This is a genomic window from Anaerolineales bacterium (genome assembly GCA_016928575.1).
Lineage (GTDB): Bacteria > Chloroflexota > Anaerolineae > Anaerolineales > RBG-16-64-43 > JAFGKK01.
In genome coordinates this window covers 31224-49510 of record JAFGKK010000061.1, presented here as the reverse complement: position 1 = coordinate 49510, position 18287 = coordinate 31224, and the positions used below count along the sequence as shown (strand labels likewise).

The 18287-nt window shown below is 65.1% G+C and carries 22 protein-coding genes; 3 read left to right on the top strand and 19 right to left on the bottom strand.

The features are described from left to right. Positions 1 to 256: 256 nt before the first annotated feature. From JW929_08130 to JW929_08115, 4 genes are all read right to left on the bottom strand, one after another. Entirely contained in the window at positions 257 to 2068 is a 1812-nt protein-coding gene (locus tag JW929_08130; protein ID MBN1439360.1) for a succinate dehydrogenase flavoprotein subunit, read from the bottom strand. Then, positions 2065 to 2442: a hypothetical protein gene (locus JW929_08125; protein ID MBN1439359.1), complete on the bottom strand. Its 378-nt coding sequence runs from the start codon at positions 2440 to 2442 to the stop codon at positions 2065 to 2067. Before JW929_08125 ends, JW929_08130 begins: the two co-directional genes overlap by 4 nt. 9 nt (positions 2443 to 2451) lie before the next feature. Next, a complete protein-coding gene (gene sdhC, locus JW929_08120) occupies positions 2452 to 2865 on the bottom strand; it encodes a succinate dehydrogenase, cytochrome b556 subunit (protein ID MBN1439358.1) in 414 nt (137 codons plus the stop codon). 108 nt (positions 2866 to 2973) lie between these two features. Next, a complete protein-coding gene (locus tag JW929_08115; protein MBN1439357.1) occupies positions 2974 to 3282 on the bottom strand; it encodes a hypothetical protein in 309 nt (102 codons plus the stop codon). A 20-nt stretch (positions 3283 to 3302) separates the two neighbouring features. Here JW929_08115 and JW929_08110 point away from each other — a divergent pair, with 20 nt between their 5' ends. Together JW929_08110 and JW929_08105 are read left to right on the top strand one after the other, a co-directional pair. After that, entirely contained in the window at positions 3303 to 4724 is a 1422-nt protein-coding gene (locus JW929_08110; GenBank protein MBN1439356.1) for an extracellular solute-binding protein, read from the top strand. 324 nt (positions 4725 to 5048) lie between these two features. Then, on the top strand, positions 5049 to 6386 hold the full coding sequence (locus JW929_08105) for an extracellular solute-binding protein (protein ID MBN1439355.1): 1338 nt from the start codon (positions 5049 to 5051) through the stop codon (positions 6384 to 6386). A gap of 203 nt (positions 6387 to 6589) precedes the next feature. Here the strand turns inward: JW929_08105 and JW929_08100 are convergent, their stop codons facing one another. The 15 genes from JW929_08100 to sppA all read right to left on the bottom strand — a co-directional run bounded on the left by JW929_08100 (position 6590) and on the right by sppA (position 17656). Then, positions 6590 to 7534, bottom strand: coding sequence for a PD40 domain-containing protein (locus JW929_08100; GenBank protein MBN1439354.1), 945 nt, complete (start codon positions 7532 to 7534; stop codon positions 6590 to 6592). A gap of 358 nt (positions 7535 to 7892) precedes the next feature. After that, the gene (locus JW929_08095; GenBank protein MBN1439353.1) at positions 7893 to 8591 is read right to left on the bottom strand and encodes an HAD family hydrolase; all 699 of its coding nucleotides are present in this window, start codon (positions 8589 to 8591) and stop codon (positions 7893 to 7895) included. Positions 8592 to 8615: 24 nt separating this feature from the next. Next, positions 8616 to 9062 carry a GNAT family N-acetyltransferase gene (locus JW929_08090; GenBank protein MBN1439352.1) on the bottom strand — a complete coding sequence of 149 codons (447 nt, stop codon included), beginning with the start codon at positions 9060 to 9062 and terminating at the stop codon, positions 8616 to 8618. Between the two features lie 151 nt (positions 9063 to 9213). After that, positions 9214 to 9579 (bottom strand): hypothetical protein, encoded by a 366-nt coding sequence (locus tag JW929_08085; GenBank protein MBN1439351.1) that lies wholly within the window; start codon positions 9577 to 9579, stop codon positions 9214 to 9216. 23 nt (positions 9580 to 9602) lie between these two features. Further along, positions 9603 to 10004, bottom strand: a complete 402-nt coding sequence (locus tag JW929_08080; GenBank protein MBN1439350.1) for a hypothetical protein — start codon at positions 10002 to 10004, stop codon at positions 9603 to 9605. Positions 10005 to 10066: 62 nt separating this feature from the next. Continuing rightward, positions 10067 to 10567, bottom strand: coding sequence for a YcxB family protein (locus tag JW929_08075; GenBank protein MBN1439349.1), 501 nt, complete (start codon positions 10565 to 10567; stop codon positions 10067 to 10069). 649 nt (positions 10568 to 11216) lie between these two features. Further along, a complete protein-coding gene (locus JW929_08070) occupies positions 11217 to 12071 on the bottom strand; it encodes a hypothetical protein (protein ID MBN1439348.1) in 855 nt (284 codons plus the stop codon). Next, positions 12068 to 12235 (bottom strand): hypothetical protein, encoded by a 168-nt coding sequence (locus tag JW929_08065; GenBank protein ID MBN1439347.1) that lies wholly within the window; start codon positions 12233 to 12235, stop codon positions 12068 to 12070. The genes JW929_08070 and JW929_08065 overlap by 4 nt, the downstream gene beginning before the upstream one ends. After that, positions 12232 to 12753 carry a hypothetical protein gene (locus tag JW929_08060; protein MBN1439346.1) on the bottom strand — a complete coding sequence of 174 codons (522 nt, stop codon included), beginning with the start codon at positions 12751 to 12753 and terminating at the stop codon, positions 12232 to 12234. The genes JW929_08065 and JW929_08060 overlap by 4 nt, the downstream gene beginning before the upstream one ends. Before the next feature lie 79 nt (positions 12754 to 12832). After that, on the bottom strand, positions 12833 to 13303 hold the full coding sequence (locus tag JW929_08055; protein ID MBN1439345.1) for an NUDIX domain-containing protein: 471 nt from the start codon (positions 13301 to 13303) through the stop codon (positions 12833 to 12835). A 211-nt stretch (positions 13304 to 13514) separates the two neighbouring features. Further along, positions 13515 to 13988: a hypothetical protein gene (locus tag JW929_08050; protein ID MBN1439344.1), complete on the bottom strand. Its 474-nt coding sequence runs from the start codon at positions 13986 to 13988 to the stop codon at positions 13515 to 13517. 329 nt (positions 13989 to 14317) lie between these two features. Further along, on the bottom strand, positions 14318 to 14602 hold the full coding sequence (locus tag JW929_08045; protein MBN1439343.1) for a hypothetical protein: 285 nt from the start codon (positions 14600 to 14602) through the stop codon (positions 14318 to 14320). Between the two features lie 204 nt (positions 14603 to 14806). Continuing rightward, positions 14807 to 15490 (bottom strand): CDP-alcohol phosphatidyltransferase family protein, encoded by a 684-nt coding sequence (locus JW929_08040; GenBank protein MBN1439342.1) that lies wholly within the window; start codon positions 15488 to 15490, stop codon positions 14807 to 14809. Between the two features lie 34 nt (positions 15491 to 15524). Then, a complete protein-coding gene (locus JW929_08035; protein MBN1439341.1) occupies positions 15525 to 16436 on the bottom strand; it encodes a lysophospholipid acyltransferase family protein in 912 nt (303 codons plus the stop codon). Positions 16437 to 16660: 224 nt separating this feature from the next. Further along, the gene (gene sppA / locus JW929_08030) at positions 16661 to 17656 is read right to left on the bottom strand and encodes a signal peptide peptidase SppA (GenBank protein ID MBN1439340.1); all 996 of its coding nucleotides are present in this window, start codon (positions 17654 to 17656) and stop codon (positions 16661 to 16663) included. 260 nt (positions 17657 to 17916) lie between these two features. Between sppA and JW929_08025 the strand changes: the two genes are divergently transcribed. Then, entirely contained in the window at positions 17917 to 18273 is a 357-nt protein-coding gene (locus JW929_08025) for an NADH-quinone oxidoreductase subunit A (GenBank protein MBN1439339.1), read from the top strand. Positions 18274 to 18287 lie beyond the last annotated feature (14 nt).

The window sequence follows — 18287 nt, the reverse complement described above, 5'->3', positions numbered from 1 at the left end:
GCGGCTGGCAAGTCCCGTCATGCCCGCGGGTACTTAGCGGGAATCCAGCGGCTTTGGAATTCTGTATCCGCAGAAAAAAAGTCCATGGATCCCCGCCAAAACCACGCGGGGATGACATCCTGATCGTCACGCCCGCGCCCAAGAAGCGGACATCCAGCGACGTTCTCGCAAACCTCATCCGGACACATCTCTCCCAGCGTCTGTCCCGAGCGAAGCGAGGGATCAGCTGGGAGAGGGGATGGGGGTGAGGGAGGGCTTAATAATCACGCGCCTCCGGCGCGAAACGGGTGATGACCACCGGGCGTTGCTCGAAGCGGACGCCTTCGAAGACCGGGGCCGCGCCCGCTCCGCCGCTGCGCCGGGCGAGCGTGTGATGGAGCCAGTTGGAATCGTCGCGGCTGGAAAAATCCTCGCGGAAATGAGCCCCGCGGCTTTCGGTGCGGTGCAGGGCGCAGGCGGCGGTCACTTCGGCTAGGTCGAGCAGACCGCCGAGTTCGAAGGCTTCGAGGATCTCGGTGTTCCACCGGCGCCCGAGGTCCGCCAGACCGATTCGTCGGTAGCGGGATTTCAGATCGCGCAGGATCTGCAGGGCCTTCTCCAGCCCGCGGGCGATGCGCTGGACTCCGACGTGTTCGGTCATGCAGCGCTGCATCGCGGCGCGCAGTGCGCCGACCCGTTCGGACCCGCGGCTTTCCTTGAGGCGGATCAGTTCGCGCTCCGCGTCCTTCCCGGCGTCGGCCGGAAGCGCACCCAGCGTGCGGACGGCGCAGTATTCCGAGATCGCGAGCCCGCTGCGCCGGCCGAACACCAGCAGGTCGACGAGCGAATTGGTCCCCAAGCGGTTGGCGCCGTGAACCGAGACGCAGGCGCATTCGCCCGCGGCAAACAGACCCGGCACCGTGTCGGGATTCCCGCCCGGCGCGGCGGCGGAGCGCAGCACGCGCCCGTTGCAATCGGTCGGGATGCCGCCCATGGAGTAATGCGCGGTCGGCTGGACGGGCACCGGCGCCTTCATCGGATCGATCCCTTGATAGACCCGCATCAACTCGATGATGTCGGGCAGCGAAGCCTCGAGGTCGGCCGCGGCGACGGTCCGGCCGCCCGGCGCGCTGCCGAAGCGGTTGATCGTCTCCGGCCGCAGGTCGAGGTGCAGGTAATCCTTCCCCTCCACGCCCCGTCCGGCGCGGATCTCCTGGTACATAAAGCGCGAGATCATGTCGCGCGGGGCGAGGTCTTTGAGATGCGGCGCGTACTTTTCGAGGAAGCGTTCGCCCGCGCCGTTGAGCAGGATCCCGCCCTCGGCCCGCGCCGCCTCCGAAAGCAGGATTCCCATTTTGTAAATGCCGGTCGGGTGGAATTGGAAGAATTCCATGTCCTCCAGCGGCAGGCCGCGGCGGTAGACGGCCGCCACGGGTTCGCCGGTGAGCGAGTGGGCGTTGGAGGTGACGGCGAACATCCGCCCGAAGCCGCCGCTGGCGAGCAGCACGGCCTTGGCGTGGAAGAGGTGCATTTCACCGGTCTTGATCTCCACCGCCGCCACGCCGCGGACCGCGCCGTCCTCCAGGATCAGGTCGAGGACGAAGAATTCGTCGAAGAAGCGCACCGCGCGGCGGAGGCAATTCTGGTACAGGGTCTGCAGGATCATCAAGCCGGTGCGGTCGGCGCTCTTGCAGGCGCGCATGATGGGCGCCTTGCCGAACTCGCGGGTGTGGCCGCCGAAGCGGCGCTGTTCGATCCGGCCGTCGGGCGTGCGGTCGAAGGGCAGTCCGAGGTGCTCGAGCTCGAGCACCGTCTCGGCCGATTCGCGGGCGAGGATCTCGGCCGCGTCCTGGTCGACCAGGTAATCGCCGCCCTTGACGGTGTCGTACATGTACCAATCCCAGCGGTCTTCCTCCATGTTTCCCAGAGGCGCGGCCACGCCGCCCTGCGCCGTCCCGGTGTGCGAGCGGACGGGGTGCATCTTGGAAAGCACCGCCACCTTCGTTCCCGGCGATGCGTGCAGCGCGGCCATCAGGCCGGCTCCGCCGGCTCCGACGATCACCGCGTCGAACGTGTGCTCTGCGGTCATGAACGGACTCCTCCGATCACGGCGGCGGCCCCGAGCAGCGTGACGAACAGCCAAAACAGAAACAGCAGGATTCGGATCACGCGCCGCGTCCGCCGGCCGTGGATGTAATCTTCCAGCACTTGGCGCAGGCCGTTTACGCCGTGCGCGAAGGCGAAGCAAAGCAGGAACGCGTCGTACGCGCGCCAGCCGAAGCTGGCCCAGCGCATCGCCACGTAATCCAGGTTGATGTGATGCACGCCGACCAGCATGTCCTGGATCACCACGTGGATCCAGACCAGCGGCAGGAGCAGGATCCCGCTCAGCCGCATCAGGATCCAGGCGGCGGTCATCCAGGAAGGACGGCCGGCGGAGAGGCGGGTAGACAGGGCGGTCATCGCAAACTCCTACCAGCCGAGAAAGGTGTAGCCGACGAAGTTGCCGCCCATGATGATTCCGGCGGGCAACCAGCACAGGAAAGCGAGCAGGATCGTGAGCCGGACCGACAACCGTTCCCGGTCGATCGTCCAGGCCTGCGGCAGGACCAAGTCGAACAGCGCGATGCGGAAGCCGTTCAGCCCGTGGTAGACCACCCCGGCCATTAGCGCGATCTCGGCCAGCATGAAGAAGGGGGAGCGGTACACGGCCATGAACTGCTCATACCCCTGCGGGTGAAGGTACACCATCGACGTGTCGACGATGTGAATCGAAAGGAACAGCAGCACCGCCAGCCCGCTGATGCGGTGAAGCACAAAGGCGACCATTCCCTCCCGCGGGCGGTAATGCAGGGAGGCGCGGGTGAATCGGACAAACGATTGCATGCCAGGGCTCCGTTCCAGCACGGCGTTGCGCGCGGCGGGACCGGGCACTATAGTAACACCCGACCCCGGCGGTTCGTCACGCTCAGATGTTTAGGCGGCAAGGGGGAATTATATCCCCCTCCGAACCTCCCCCATTTGCGTCAGGACCTTTGTGCTTCTTTTAAGAGTCTGCCGACGCAACTGGGGGAGGATGGAGGAGGGGGGGCACACGACCAGCGTTACCAGCTTCCCGTTCCTCCCGGCCCAGATGCCGCGGTCGGTGACCTTCGCGCCGGGACCGGCCGGGAGCGAGAACACCGCGAAGGGGAGGATCCGACCCGCCGGATCGAGTCCGAGCGCGCCGATCGCCCGGCGCAACTCCGCAGCGCCGGCGGCGTTTTTTTCACCCGCTGATAGAATGTCCTTCGGGACGGTCAAGCCGTGGATCGGGAGGGCTAATGCAAAAGGGGAAATCCAAAAGCTCGCTGGCAGCCGGGTTGCCGATCGGATTATCGGTCTGCCTCGTTTCAACCGTAGTGATTGTTTTTGCGGTCCACCGCGGCGGCGTCCCCCTGCCGGGGCGGGAAAGCCGTTCCCCGTCCGCCGAGGCGGCGGCTTCCCCTCCGGACGCGGCCGCATCCTCCCTCCCCACCGTCGGGCCGACCCGCGCCGGACCGGTGACCATTCGTTGGTGGCATACCGATGATGTGACGAATACCCGAGAAGTCTGGCGGAAGCTGGCCGACGAATACACGGCCGCGCATCCCAACGTGACGATCGAAATCACCACGCCGGAAGGCGGCGGATCCCACAAAACCGCCGTGGATAACGCCATGCGGGCCGGCGATCCGCCCGATATTTTCCTCAGCTGGGGCGGATCCGAGTTAACCGCGTACGCCAAAGCCGGTTTCCTGTTGGATATCACCGGGTACCTCGACGCCGACGGCGGCGCCTGGCGCGAGACGTTCGGTCCGGGCGCCCTGGGCGTTTTTTCCTTCGCAGGCAGGAACTACGGCGCGCCGTGGGAGATGGGAATGGCCGGGATCTGGTACAACAAGACGCTCTTCGCGCGGGCCGGGATAACCGCTCCGCCCGCGACCTGGGCGGAATTCCTCCACGCCGTCGACGCGCTCGCGGCTGCCGGGATCACGCCGATCGCCGTCGGCGCCGGCGATCGGTGGCCGGCCGCACTGTGGTGGGAATACCTCGCCACCCGCCTCGGCGGCCAGGCCGCCTTCGAGGCCGCCTGCAGCCGCACGGGGTCCTTCGCCGATCCGCCGTTCCTGGAAGCCGGAGAACTGCTCAGGGATCTCGTGACGCGCTCGCCCTTCCAGGAGGGATTCCTGGACACGGCTTACGAAGACGTGGCCGCCCTGATCGGCGACGGCCGGGCTGCGATGGAGCTGATGGGCGAGTGGAGTCCGACCGCGTATAATTTCGCCAGCGCCGACAAGCAAGGGCTTGGGGATGCGCTGGGTTGGTTCCCCTTCCCGGCGGTCGAAGGCGGAAGGGGCGATCCGGACGATGTCCTCGGCGGTGGAAAAGGCTTTATGGTCGGCAGGAACGCCCCGCCGGAAGCCGTCGATTTCCTCAAGTATCTTACCCGCGCGGAATCGCTTGCCCGGTATGCGGCGGCTGCTTTCGGTTCATCCCTCCCGCCGGTCCGAGGCGGCGCAGCGGGATTGACGTATCCCTTGATGGTCGTCATTCAGCAGGCGGTTTGGAAGGCCGGATACGTGCAGCTGTACTATGACTCAGCTCTGCCCAGGACGATGGAGAGCGCAATAAACGACGGCGTCTGGGGAATCTTCGCCGGGACGCTCTCGCCGGAACAAGCCGCCCGGGGGATCGAAGACGCGGCCGAAGCGGATTTGGGGTGATCCCCCCGTCCGGCGAATGAACGGGGAAGCCGATCAAGTTTCATCCGGACCGCCCGGCCGCCCTCGAATATCCGTTTCCACCGGCGCTCGCCGCCGTTCGGAAAAGACGGCGAACGGACTTCGCCGGCGGAGATTGCGCGCGTCGACCGATTCGGGGATAATCTATTGGTTCTATCGAACTGTTCAGATCTTCTTAATGGAGGGAATATGACCGTTCGGAAATCCAACAACGCAATCCGATACATCGTCGCCGCGGGATTGGCGGCGCTCGTTTGTTGTATGTGCGGTTTTCTTGCTTCTGCGGCGATCGGCGGCGTTTACCTGATGACCCGCGGAACCGATTCGCCGCCGGCGGCCGCCACGGGCGCCGCCACCGCGGCCGCGGCCTCCGCGCCGGACGAGCCCGCGGAACCGACCGGCACGGCGGAGCCGCCCGTCCCGACCGTCGAGCCGACCGGCACGTCCCCGGTGACCTTCACCTGGTGGCATATAAATTCCTCCAACGAAGGGCGGGATTACTGGCAGACCCTGGCGGATGAGTACATGGCCGTCCATCCCAACGTGACCATCCACGTCACCGTGCTTGAAAACGAGCCCTTTACAACCAAACTCACCACGGTGATGCAATCCGGCGATCCGCCCGACCTTTTTCAGAGCTGGGGCGGCCGGACGCTGAACGAATATGCCGAGGCCGGATTGCTCAAGGACATCACCGCCTACCTCGACTCGGACGGGGGAGCCTGGCGCGGCACCTTCAGCCCGGGGGCGCTCGGCGTATATTCGTACGGCGGCAGGAATTACGGCGTGCCGTGGGATATGGGCTTGGTGGGTTTCTGGTACAACAAGCAGCTCTTCGCATCCGCCGGAATCCCCAATCCGCCCGCGACATGGAGCGACTTCTTCATCGACATCATGAAGCTCCAGGCGGCCGGGATCATCCCGGTGGCCCTCGGCGAAGGCGACAGATGGCCGGGCATGTTCTGGTACGCGTACCTGGCCACCCGCATCGGCGGCCAAGCCGCGTTCGAATCGGCCTACGACCGCACGGGATCCTTCGCCGATCCGGCGTTCGTCGAGGCCGGCCGGGAGCTCCAGAAGCTGGTTGCGAATTCGGCGTTTCAGGAAGACTTTCTGACCGCGTCCTACATCGACGAAGCAACCGCCATGGGCTACGGCGATGCCGCGATGGAGCTGATGGGTCAATGGGCCCCGATGGTGGATCGGGACAATAGCGGAGACCCGCAGGATTTCCTCGAAAACCTCGGCTGGTTTCCCTTCCCGGCGGTCGAGGGCGGGGCGGGCGACCCGGACGACGTGTTCGGCGGCGGCAACGGCTTCGCCGTCGGCAAGAACGCCCCGGCCGAGGCCGTCGATTTCGCGAAGTACCTGACCCGGGTGGAGGCTCAAATCCGATGCGCGGAAGAAAACTTATGCATCCCGGTGGTCAAGGGCGGCGAAGCGGGCTTGACGGATCCCCTCCTGCTCGCCGTCCAACGCCAGCTTGCCAAGGCGAAATACCTGCAGCTGTACTATGACCAGTACCTGGGTCCGTATTTGGGCCAAGTCGTCTACGACAGCGTCTGGGACCTCTTGGCCGGGAGGGTGACGCCGGAACAGGCCGCCCAGACGATCGAAGACTGCGCGCAGCAGGAGCTGGGATAGGAATACGGCGCGGAATTTCCACCAACGGAGCGTGGAGGAGCGTCTGCCTCGAAAGCGCCGTCCGGCGGCTTTCGAGCGTCAAGCCCGCACCACGCCTCCGACCACTGCGGCCGGCGCGGGGATGACGGTCACACGAATTCAAGGAAGTCGATTCAGTAGCGCGCTCCGGCTGTCTGAACAGCTCCCAGGGGAGCAAGCCATGCTCAAACCGGCAACGTCGGCGCCGCGACGATCCAGATCGCCGTTCCGGGCGATCTGTCCGGATCTGCGGGGGAATATTCGAAGGCAAGGTATTTGCCGTCCGGCGACCAGGAAGGGGCTCCCGCGTACCCGGACACCCGCGTGGTTTGGATCGGATCACCGCCGGAAACGGAGATGACAAACAGGTTCACGGATCCGCCGTCCGGCTCTTCCACGCTGAACACGATCCATTCCCCGTCTGGAGAGAAGGAAGCGTCGGTCTTGTCGCCGTCGCCGCCGGTGATCCGCCTGCGGTCCGATCCGTCCGCGTTGACCACCCACAAATCCCATTGCGTTCCGTCGAACCTCTGATAGACGATGCGTCCGCCGGCGGGCGACCAGTTCGGCTGGCGGCAATCCTCCTGCGGATCCGTCAGCGCCCGATACGGGTCCGATCCATCCACCGCGAACACGGTGATCACGCCGTTGTCCTCCGCGTCCAGCCGGTGCGATTCGAAAACCACCCGGACGCCGTCGGGGGAAAGCGAAGGTTCGTAGGCCATCCGGTCGGCGCGGTCGGTGATTCGGATCTCCTCACCAGGTCCGCCGTCCTCGGCGATCCAATAAATTTCGTCGTGCGGTTCGCGGGAGGAGGAAAAGACGATCCGGCTTGTGGCGGCATTCCACGCTGATCCGGGAAGGTTGACATTGTCGCTGCCGTCGGAAACGAGAACCCTTAGGGAGTGATCCCTCAGGTCGTAGATCAGGATGTCCGCCGGACCGCGGTTGTATCCGCCGGAAAACCGGGTGAACATCAGCCGGACGCCTTCCGGAGACCAGGCCGGATTCTGGAGGCTTCCTTCCACGGGGATGGCAACCTGCCCGGCGGCAACCGGCAGGGTCGAAGGATTCGGCGTGGAGCATTCCGTGGGCGCCGCGGAGGGAGTGGGTGCCGGCGACGGGCGCACCGTAAAGAAACCGCATGCGCATGCCGCTGATGCAATCCCAGCCAGAAGGATCCCCCTCCTCTGTCCTCCCCCGTTAGGCATAACCCGCCTACCGGGGGAGGATTCCCGCGTCGTGGGTTCTGATCCGTCAGGCATCATCCGCCTGGCGGGGGAGGATTCCTGCGTCGTGGGTTCTGATCCGTCAGGCATCATCCGCCTGGCGGGGGAGGATTCCTGCGCGAAATCCTCCCCCGACAAGCGGGCTGCTTGGCGGGGGAGGGCAGGGGAGGGGGCGGATAATAAAAAAAGTTCATTGCACATCGCGCCTCCCGATCCATTCCCTCCATCCCCCTATGGCCATCTCCCGGACTGCGCGATCCTACAACACGCGATGGTATCCTTTGGAAAATGGGGGATTGCCGGGTGAGGATGACGGGCTGTTTGAGAAATATTCATCCGCCAGCCCCGGCAGTTCCGCGAGGCTGCCGATCCGTGGATAGGCCGCGTCCTGGTCGCCGCTTCCCTCCTTCGCCAGCCACACCGAAAAGATCCCCAGCGCGGCCGCCGGCGGAAGGTTTTCCCTCCGGTCGTCGATGAATAGGCAATCCTTCCCGTCGGCGCGCAGGCGCTCGAGCAGAATGCGGTAGATCGCCGGATCCGGTTTGCGGAAACCGGCCTCGCCGCTGGTCACCGTAATTCGAAACAGCTTTTCCAACCCGTGCCGTTTTCGCAGATAGGCCGACCACTCGGCGACGTCGTTGGAGAGGATCGCCAGGGAATATTTCCCCGCCAGCGCTTCCGCGGTTTCCAGCAGGTGCGGATCCAGCTGCAGGCAGTTGTCGAGATATTCGCGTTCGACGGCGGGATATTCCCGCCCCAGCCCGAAGCCGTTCCGTAATTCACGGGGAGCGATCCGCCCCAAGCTGGCCTGCCGGTACGCGGCGTGCACGGTTTCCCCGTCGGCGGAGCAGCCCCGCCGGCGGAGAAACGGGACGAGCCGGTTGGAGACGTCGTCGGCTTCGTCAAAGATCACGCCCATCGCGTCGAACACGATCCAGCGGGTTTTGCCGGGGCTCATCCGCCGGCATTTTCTCCCCAGCGCCTATAAATCCTTGCCGAAGCGCAGTCCGGGTTGTTCGTACCCGAGCCGCCGGTAGAGCTCGTGGGCTTCAATCCGCTGGCGTCCGCTAGTGAGGGTCAATTTGTCGATCCCGCGTTGCTTGAGCCGGCCCTCCGTCCATGCCATCATCCGTTCTCCGATGCCCCGGCCGCGGTATGGCTCGTCCACCACCAGCCCCAGCAGGCGGCCGTGCAATCCGTCGTATTCAAGCGCACTATGGAGAAAGACGCCGACCAGCCCGACCACGCGTCCTTCCGTCTCCGCGACCCAGACGGCGTATTCCGGGCTCCCGCGCATTCTCGAGATTCGATCCGCGATTTGGGCGTCGCTCGAAGGATACCCCAATTGCCCCACCAAGCGGGCGATAGCCGGCGCGTCGGACTCCGTGGCGTTTCGGATTATGACAGCGGATGCGGGATCGGCCTGCAAGGGTTTTCTCCACTATGTAAGTAGCCATGGACCATCGACCATGGACGATGGACCATGGCCGGTCACGATTCAAGATGGTTCTTTGGAGATCGATGATTTTCCCGTTCGAAACCAGCCGACGTTCGTCGTCCACTAACCATGGTCGGTTTTCCTACGCCCGGTCCAACGCCTTCAGTTCCAGGTTCCCGCAGCGCGTGCAGCGCAGGGCGGTGACCGAAAACCGCTTCCGGGTGAATCCCGCCCGGCCCGCTTCGTCCGGGTCGCCGGCCGCCCAGGAAAGGTCGAGGACGTCGTTTTTGGCGGATTGATCTTCGAGAAACCCCCGCTCCAGGACTCCGCCGCATCTCTGGCAAGTGCGGTGGTCGGCCCAGGAAAAGTCCGCGCCCTCGGTTTCGTCCTCCCGTTCCTCCATTTCCCGGAAAACCTTCCCGCAGGCCGGGCATTTTTCCGCGTCCACGGGAAGAAACGCGCCGCAAGCCGGGCAGGCGCCCACGTCCGATCCGCCGTAATTGCCCATGTCCGCCTCCGATCCGGAACAACTCAGCCTTCCCGGGCGATGGTGAAGCGTTCGGGAGTGATCTCTGTCTGAAAGCGGCCGGCGCCGTCCATGCGGTACACCATCCGCAGGCAATCCGTTTCCCGCTCTTCGGTTTCTCTCCACACCCGCCGCCGGAAGGCGAAAGTAACCTGGGAATCGTCCCAGGCTCCTTGAACCGCCTCGTCGTATCCCTCCGGCGGAGTGAACGTCCGCTCGATTTCGGTCTCGCCGTAGATCAATCGAAGCGCCGCCTCGACCGGATCCGCGCATTGGAGCAGGCTGCCCTTGGCTTGTTCCTCGATCGACAGCGCCAGCCTCTTCCCCGATAATTTCTCTTTTTTCGGGCACCAGACGGCGGGAAGGTTGACGGTCGGAAAGGTGAGGGGGTCCAGTATGCCGGCCATGCTACTCCTTGCCCGGCGGCGGCGGATTTTTTAAGGTCGATCGCCGACCGGCGATGATCGGTTCACCGCATCTTGCCGAGCGCCTTCACCGCCATTTCCCGGAACCGGTCCTGCCGCGGTTTATCGCGGAAGGCGCGCTTCGGCAGGATGTAGATGGTCCGCCCGTCGGCGGCCGAATAGAGCAGGAACAGGTGCCAGGTCTCGGCCGGACGCGCGAAGGCCTTCCAGTCCGTTTTCTTTCCGTTGCCTCCGATGCGGATCTCGATCCGCCCCTCGCCGAAGCGCCAGGTCGCCGGTTGCGCCCGGTCCTTGCTTCGGGCGTATTGGACGGCCCGCACGGCCGGCACGACGGCGAGCAGGACGAATAGCAGGGCGCATGCGGCAAGCGCATAAGCCGCCAACGACAGCGGATCGTCGGAGATGCGCAAAACTCCGAACAGGCCGATCAGCATGATCACCGGAAAAGCGAGAAACCCGACCCGCGGGAATATCCGCTTCAGGGAGCTGACCAGCAGACCCTCGAAATATTCCCATCCCGTGAGTGCAAATGTGATTTCCACCATCGACGCGACCTGCCTTTCCGGATGATGGCCTCCGGTTGCCGGGAAAGAAGGCGGGAGGACCGGATGCGGGGATATTCTACCCGATGGCGGCGGGGAAGGCCGCGGGCGGCATCTTCCGGCGGAAATCGGAGGCGGGCGGAACAGATCGGATCGGATGTTTCCCCGCCTCTCCGCCGTCCAACCCAAACGCCGCATCCTCTCTGCCAATCCGACGGGGGATTTGAAAGACCTTGACGATCCGAAATTCGCGCCCATCGTTCCGCGCCCGCGGAACGGTCCCCTCAGCGGGATCGCCGAGGCGGGGACCGGGAAACGGTCGGCGGGCGCGGGTTTTTTCGGTGGGCGGCGCAACGGGTTGGATGACGGTGGAGTGACGGGGATGGCGGCGAAGCCGCAGACTGGCGGGCGGAGGCAGGCGGCAAGCGCGTCAGCCCCGCCCGCGCGGAATCGGTAAATATAAATACCTTGTAATTGCTCAAAATCCCGTCATCGTCCCATCCTAACTGCCTTACCCCTTCATCTCTTCCTCCTTTCCTGACGCCTGCCCGCGCGAAGCGAGGGAAGCGGGGGTATGCCAGGAGAGGGGGAAAGCCTGTCCTCGAGCGGAGCGAGGGGAGGAACCGGGGATAGAGGTGAGGATGGAAAAGGATCAGGCCAGCGGCAATCCGCTTTCGACCCGGGTCGCCCGGTCGTGGAGTTCCAGAATCGGTTCGACGTCGGTATGCACGTGCAGGGCGCCGATCTGCTTTACGAGGGAGCAGGTGGCGAATTGAGACGCGGCGGTTTCGTATTGTTTCTCCCAGCGGCGGAATTCCTCCTCGCGCCGAGGATTCTCCCGCGGATAGCGCAGCAAGGCGGACGGTCCAGTCATGCCGCAGCGCCAGGGCTTCGGCGTCAGGCGCGCGCGGAAGCATTCCTGGGCGAGGCACAGCTTCTGGTACAGCGGGTCGGATTTCAACTCCCGCATGATCTCGGAGGCTTGGCCGCTTTTCGGATCCACCACCGTGTTCACAATCAGGCAGCGCAATCCGGCGAAGGTGGCGTAAATCCGGAGCCCGTATTCCGGATGCCGCCCGGCCCAGGCTTCCACGTCGCGAACCGCCGGCAGGTAGGGATCCGGGTGGAAGGTAGCCTTTTTCCCGCCGAAGAGTCCGGCCTTCTTCGGCTTGTCCATCCCCGGGATGTCGATGTCGATGAACATGGCGCCGACGGCGTTGAGCACCAGCGCGCCGTAGGGGTTGCGGGTGACGATGCCGACCTCCTCGCGGGAACGGTTTTGCACGGTCGTCTTGATTTCCTCGCGCAGGGGCCGGTCGGCGTATCCGTAGCGGCCCAGCGGTTCTCCGCGGGCGACCTTCTGCGCGATTTGCGCCGCTCGGGCCGCGGCCTTGGCGCGCGCGTCCTCCAGGCTGACGTCGGACCCCGCCCAGCTGCTGATGGCATATTCCTTTGCCGGACCGGCGGCCGGCGTTTCGCTTCTAGCCCAGTATCTGGGGATGTTCATCGTTCCTCCTTGCGCTCCGGGCGGCGGGGCGGCGCCCAATTTGGGAATAGGCAGGGCACGCTGCCCTGGTAATCGCGGTACGCACCGCCGAAATGGCCGACAAGCTCCCGTTCCTCGAGCAGCGCCGGCACCCACAGGGCGAGGGTGAACAGCGACCAGTTCAACAGCGGATTGGAATACTCCGGCGAGGGCCGGGCGGTGCGATATCCGGTGTGGTCAACGGGTTGAACAGGGTGATGCCGATCGCGGAGAGAAATTTCGGACGGCGGACGGGCGCGTACGGCCCGCGGACGACCGGCGCGTCGTCGAGGCGGCGGAACAGGAACGAACGCCGCAGGCCGAGGACGGCGACGCTCCACAGGCCGAAGCCGAAGCAGAGCAGGATCGCGATCCAGGTCACCCATTCCACCGCGGAATGGGAGACCGGCCAGGTGATCCGCGGTTCATCGCCGGCGGCGTAGGGCGTGAACGGGGCCAGCCATCCGGCGGCGATGGCGATCGCCCCCAGCAGGCGGAGGACCGCCGACAGGATGCAATATGGCCGTCCCCAGCGCGTTCCCAACGGACGCGTATAGCGCGTCAGCCACAGTAGGACCACGCCGCCCAGCCAGATATTGGCCCCGTAGGGGAACAGGCTCCGCAGAAAGGGGATGTAGATCGGAAAAATGGGGAGGGTGAACACCGGAATTTTCCTGGACGGGATCCATCCAAGGATAGCATAGGTCCGGGGACGCCACTCGCGCCGGCCGGCGCCGGGGGGTTCAGGGCCGCTCCGATCGGTAATCCTCCGGGGTGAACACATGGATTCGGCCGATTGGCAACCCCGCCGGATTCGCGCGGCGCAATCCGATGATCTTGCGCATGAACGGGCTGCGCAGATCCAAACGGCCGGCTTCCTCGTCGTCGAACCATCCGGCGCGCAGGGAATGCTCGTCTTCGATTTGCTTCAGCCCGCCGCCGGCGGCTCTTCCGGCGAAGACGAAACGGATTCGTCCGCCGCCCTCGTCGAACATCTGGTCGATGTACAGCAATCCGGTCAGCTCGGCCGCGATCCCCGTCTCCTCGCGGATCTCCCGGACCGCGGTTTGCAGGATCGATTCGCCCGGCAAGGCGCGCCCGCCGGGAAGCGACCACTTCCCCCGGCAGGGCGCGGCGGATTCCCGGACCAGGAGGATTTTTTTATCCTCTTCGATTACGGCAAGCGAAGCGAGTATCCACGGATCACCCGGCATGGCTGCTCCCATTGGATCATTCGATTGACAGCGGCGGCTGTGGTTCGGAGCGCCGATAGGCTATGGAGAGGCCGGCGCCGTCGGCCGTCCTCCGGCGCTTGTATCTTGTTGTGCGCCGTGCATAAATGCGCAGGCGTTTCTCCGGATGCGCGCAATTCTTGCTCACCCATCCTCCGGGTAGTATCGATCCGGTCCGGACGGCGTCCGGGTTTCAACCTTTCCCGTTTTCCAGGATCCCCGGCGCGTATCGCCTGGCCGCCGCCCCGAGTTCCCGCTCCCGCCAATCGGGGAACATGGAAAGCGGGATCTCGCGGACCGGTTGTCGGGACCAAAAGGGAAACCACCATGCCAGGGTTTGCCGGGTGGGCTCGGCCAGAACCAGCGCTTCATACTCCCTCAAGCCGAAGAAATACTTTTTCGCCTTCACTCCTTGGACGTTCTCCCAGCCGGTGGTCATGACGGCTCCCGGAAAACGGAAGGTCAATCCGTCGGCGGAAAGATCCATGCGCGTTTTTCGGACCAACTGGATGGTCAGGCATCCCGTGAGGAATAACCACAACGCCGCGAAACCCTCGAGGATCAACATCGCCGCGCCGAGCAGGATACCAATCAGCGCCCCAGGCGCCAATGGGGAAAGCGGGTTGTCCGGCCGGGTGAGGATTTCCCAGGGGTCTGCGTTGTGCAATATCGGGACTGTCTCCCAAGCATGCCGGATGGACCCGAGCACGGTGAGGATGAGAATGACCGACCCGCAAAGGAGGGAGGCGACGATCAGGGCGAAATGATGATCAGGATCCCGGCCAGAAGAAACCGGGTTCTCTCGGCCGGACCGACGTTCATGCTGACGATGGAATTGGAATCCATATTTGCTCCTCCCCGGTGAGCCGGAAGCTGATTCGGTTCGGTCGAGTATATACCGGTTCAAGGACGGGGGCGAAAGAGAACGCGCAGGAAATCCCTGCGCGTCTCACGCTTGGCATATTCGGTTGGGTTCTCTTTCCGGCCGGCGCCCGGCTACTTCTTGATCGCTTGCTTAATCAGCGCGACGACGACCATGATGATCCCGCCGCCGACGCCGCCGCTGGCGATCTGGCCCAGGATCGAGCCGATATCGAGTCCGCCCCCGCCCGCCAGGCCGGGGACGATCAGGTTGAGCAGCCAGCCGCCCAGGCCGCCGCCCACAATCCCGGCGACGGAGTTCCACAGCAGGCCGAGGTTCTTGTCCTTCATCAGCGCGCCGGCGACGTTTCCGCCGACGGCTCCGCTGACCAGCGCGATGATCAAACCGACGATATCCATGAGATCCTCCTCTGGGGGAACGGATCCCGGACTGCGGGATCCGCGGACGAAGGCCGCCGTCCGGCGGCCCGTGCCGCGGATTGTATCCCCGATCCGCAAAGCCCGCCCGCGCCGGGGACGCCCGGCCTCCGCGCTGACCCGCTTGGGGCGAAGGTCCGTATTTGACCGGTCGAGGAGGGAGGGGAAGCCGAAAGCGGAGGGCGGCTAGCGGTTGGTCTTTCCCATCCGGATGGATTCCCGCACCGCGGTGACGAGGAAGAAAACCAGCAGGAGGACGGCGATCCCGGCGACGATCAGGTCGTACGGATTTATTAGAATGGTGCCGAAGGCGCCGGCCGGGAGCGGAATCGCCTGTCTGCCGCCGAAAAACATCGCGGCGTTCAATCCGATCGCCAGAGCGCGGATTTCCGTCGGGCCGAGTTTCCCGTAGGAGATCTTGAACTCGCCCGAGGCGCAGGTGCGCACGTACACCAGCACCGACAACAGCATATAGGCGACCAGGGTGAGGCTGGCGACATGGAACCCAACATAGGGGGAGAGACCGAGTCCCAGAAAGATGACGATCTGGCAGGCCGCGTCGTTGGTGTGGTCCACGAAAAAACCGAACACCGGGCGTTCGATGTTCCGGTGCCTGGCGAGCGTGCCGTCCAGGCTGTCGCCCAGCCAGTTGACGACGAACCCCAGCGAAGCCAGCCACAGGAAGGCGGGATGCAGGTTGCTCAGCACGTAGCTGACCAAGATCACCAACGCGCCGCACGTGCCGACGAAGGTGCAGAAATCGGGGGTCACCCAGGCCGGCAGGTGGACCGCCAGCCAATGCAGCACCGGCCGTTCCAGCGGACCGAGGAGGATATCGTTCACCCTTTGATGATTGCGGATGTCGTTCATCGGCTGTCGGAAGCCATTGTACCGCGTCCCGCAATCACGCGGGGGCGAGCTCCAACGCCTCCGGCCACACCGGCAGCGACACCGACCATTGCCCGGGTGCCCGGCGGATGAATCCTTCCGCCGCGCGCAGGACCTTCTCGGCGTTGCGCAGGGTCTCCGTTTCCCGGTCCGGATGCGGATCCATTTCCACCAGGCCGGAGGAATGGATGTAGTGCTTCCCGTCCGGACGGCGGACGGTCGCCAGGACCGTCAGCGGGACTTTGGCCTTCAGCGCGAGGAAGATGTGGTGCACGGGGAGCGCGGCGGGGCGGCCGAAGAACAGCGGGCGGACTTGCGGATCGGGAACGGGCCGGTCGATCCCGGTTGCAACGAAGCCCCCCTGTTCCAGGTGATGGACCGCCTGCCGCAGGGAGGCGAAGGACATGGGCAGGATGTTCGCGCCGGCTTTCCGGCGGGAGTCGAACTCCAAGCGCCTTCCGCCTTGCGGATCCGGGATGGTCAGGATCAGGGGCCGCACCCCCTCCATCGAAAGGGCGTGCAGGATCAGGTCGAAGTTGCCGAGGTGCAGGCTGACCACCACCAATCCGCGCTCGCCGAACTCCGGCCGCCGGATCAGCCTGCGGGCGGCGGGATCCATCTCGATCGACCGGCGGGCCGCCCGCGGATTCTGGAGGAAGCGGTACAAGTCGAAGATCGATCGCGCCGAATTCCGGAGGGTTTCGCGGACGGCCCGGTCCAGGTCCCCTCCGGCAAGCGATTCGCCGCGCGCGACCCATTGGTTGGCGCGGATTGCACGGACCGTCGGGAGGGTCCGCAAGGCGGCGATCCGGTCGGCGATGAAATCGGCGGCGGCGTATCCCAGCCGCGGGGGAAGCACCCGTGCCAGGAGCGCCGCCAAGCCGATGGCGATTTTTCCGGTAACGAGCCCTTGGAGATTATAGGTCATGATCGGTTGCCTGTGCCCGGATCAAAATCCGGACGTGCGGGGATTTGCCGCCGACTTGCCCGGCGGGCTGTTTGAACCGGGCTCGACCGCCGTGGCTTTTTTTTATTCAACACCCCGTCGGCAACAATCACCGGTTTAAGCGACTGGCGCCGCGAGGATTCAGCCCGCCCTCGGGCGATGGAGGATCCGCGCCGCCCGGCCGCGGCTGTCGGCTGCGCGCGCCGCTAAGGCTGGCCCGTCCAGCGGTATTCCAACTTGGGCGCCAGCAGGCCGCCGAGGTAATTCTCCGGATTCAAGTTTGGCAGGAAGCGGCCGGAGAGCAGGGACGAAAGCAGCGACGCCTGCGGCGGAGCGAGGAGGATCACCCGCGGAGCGCCCGTGATGCCGCCCAGTTCGGCCGCCTTGGCGACCGCATCCTCTTGGTATCCGAGGGCGTCGATCAACCCGAGCTCGAGCGCCTGGGTGCCGGTGTAGACGCTGCCGTCGGCGAGGTCGCGCACTTTCTCGAGCGGCATGTTCCGGCCCTCGGCGACGATCCGGACGAAGCTCTCGTAGATCTCGTTCACGATCTTCTGCCATTCGGCTTTCTCCGCCTCGGTCATCGGCCGGTAGAGGCTGCCGAGGTCCTTGACCTCGCCGGATTTGATCACCGAGACCGTCACGCCCAGGTTCTTCAACAACTCCGACGCTTCCGGGAAGGAGCTGATCACCCCGATCGAGCCGGTCAGCGTGGCGGGGTTGGCGATCAGGTGCTCGGCCGCCATGCTGACGTAGTATCCGCCGGAGGCGGCCGTCTCGCCCATCAGGACGACGATCGGCTTGCCGCATTCCTTGAGCGCGTGGTAGATCTCGTCGGAGGCCACCACCGATCCGCCCGGGCTGTTGATCCGCAGAAGGATCGCCCGGATTTCGGAATCGGCCGCCGCCTGATGGACGAGCGGGACGATGTCGTCCGAGGAGGCCAGCGAGCTGACCCCGAGCGACGCCGCGGGGCCGCTGACGATTTCGCCGACGATGTCGATGACCGCGACCGCCGGTCCGCGCAGGGGGCCGGAGAGGTGGGCCGCGCTGGTGGGCGCCGCGCCCGTTCCGCTCATCATGCTCATGCCCGCCATGCTGGCCATGCACACCATGGCGATGCAGGCGAATCCGACGAAGGGCAGGAGGAAGCCGAATCCCGCGCCGCCCAGCGCCCACCACGGGGATCGATTGGTCTGCATGGTCGCCTCCATTTGCTGGGTCATCCCGAGGGGCCTTTAGACTCCGAGGGATCGATGATTGCTTATTCTGCGTTCCGGTCCCCCATTCCATCCGCCGCCGATTCCCCGCCGCCCCGGAAGGTCTCGGGGCTCCTCGAAATGATGCACTCCGGCGGGAACGCGGATTCCATTATAGCGGCTTTTTTCGGCGTCCCTTCTCCTTTGACTTTTCCTCCCGCACCTGCTACCATTCCCCTCCATTCCTCCCGGAACAATCGACAATGGTATCCGACTGGGCGTTTATCGGCGTTTTTTTCCTGCTGGCGGTTTTCTTTCCCCTGTTGCCGATTCTGGCCGGCGCGTGGCTGGGTCCGCGCCGTCCCGGCCGCGTGAAGGCCGAACCGTACGAATGCGGCATCCGCGCCCGCGGTCCGATCCGCATCCAATTCCGCGCTTCCTTTTATTTGTACGCGCTGGCCTTCCTGATCTTCGACGTCGAGGCGGTCTTTCTGTTCCCCTGGGCGGCCGCCTGCAACCGGCTGCCGCTCTATGCGGCCGTAGAGGGGGCTGCGTTTTTGCTCCTGCTCGGCGCGGGCCTGGCTTATCTCGCGCGCAAGGGGGGGCTGGCCTGGCAGTAATCCGGGCCGCGCGA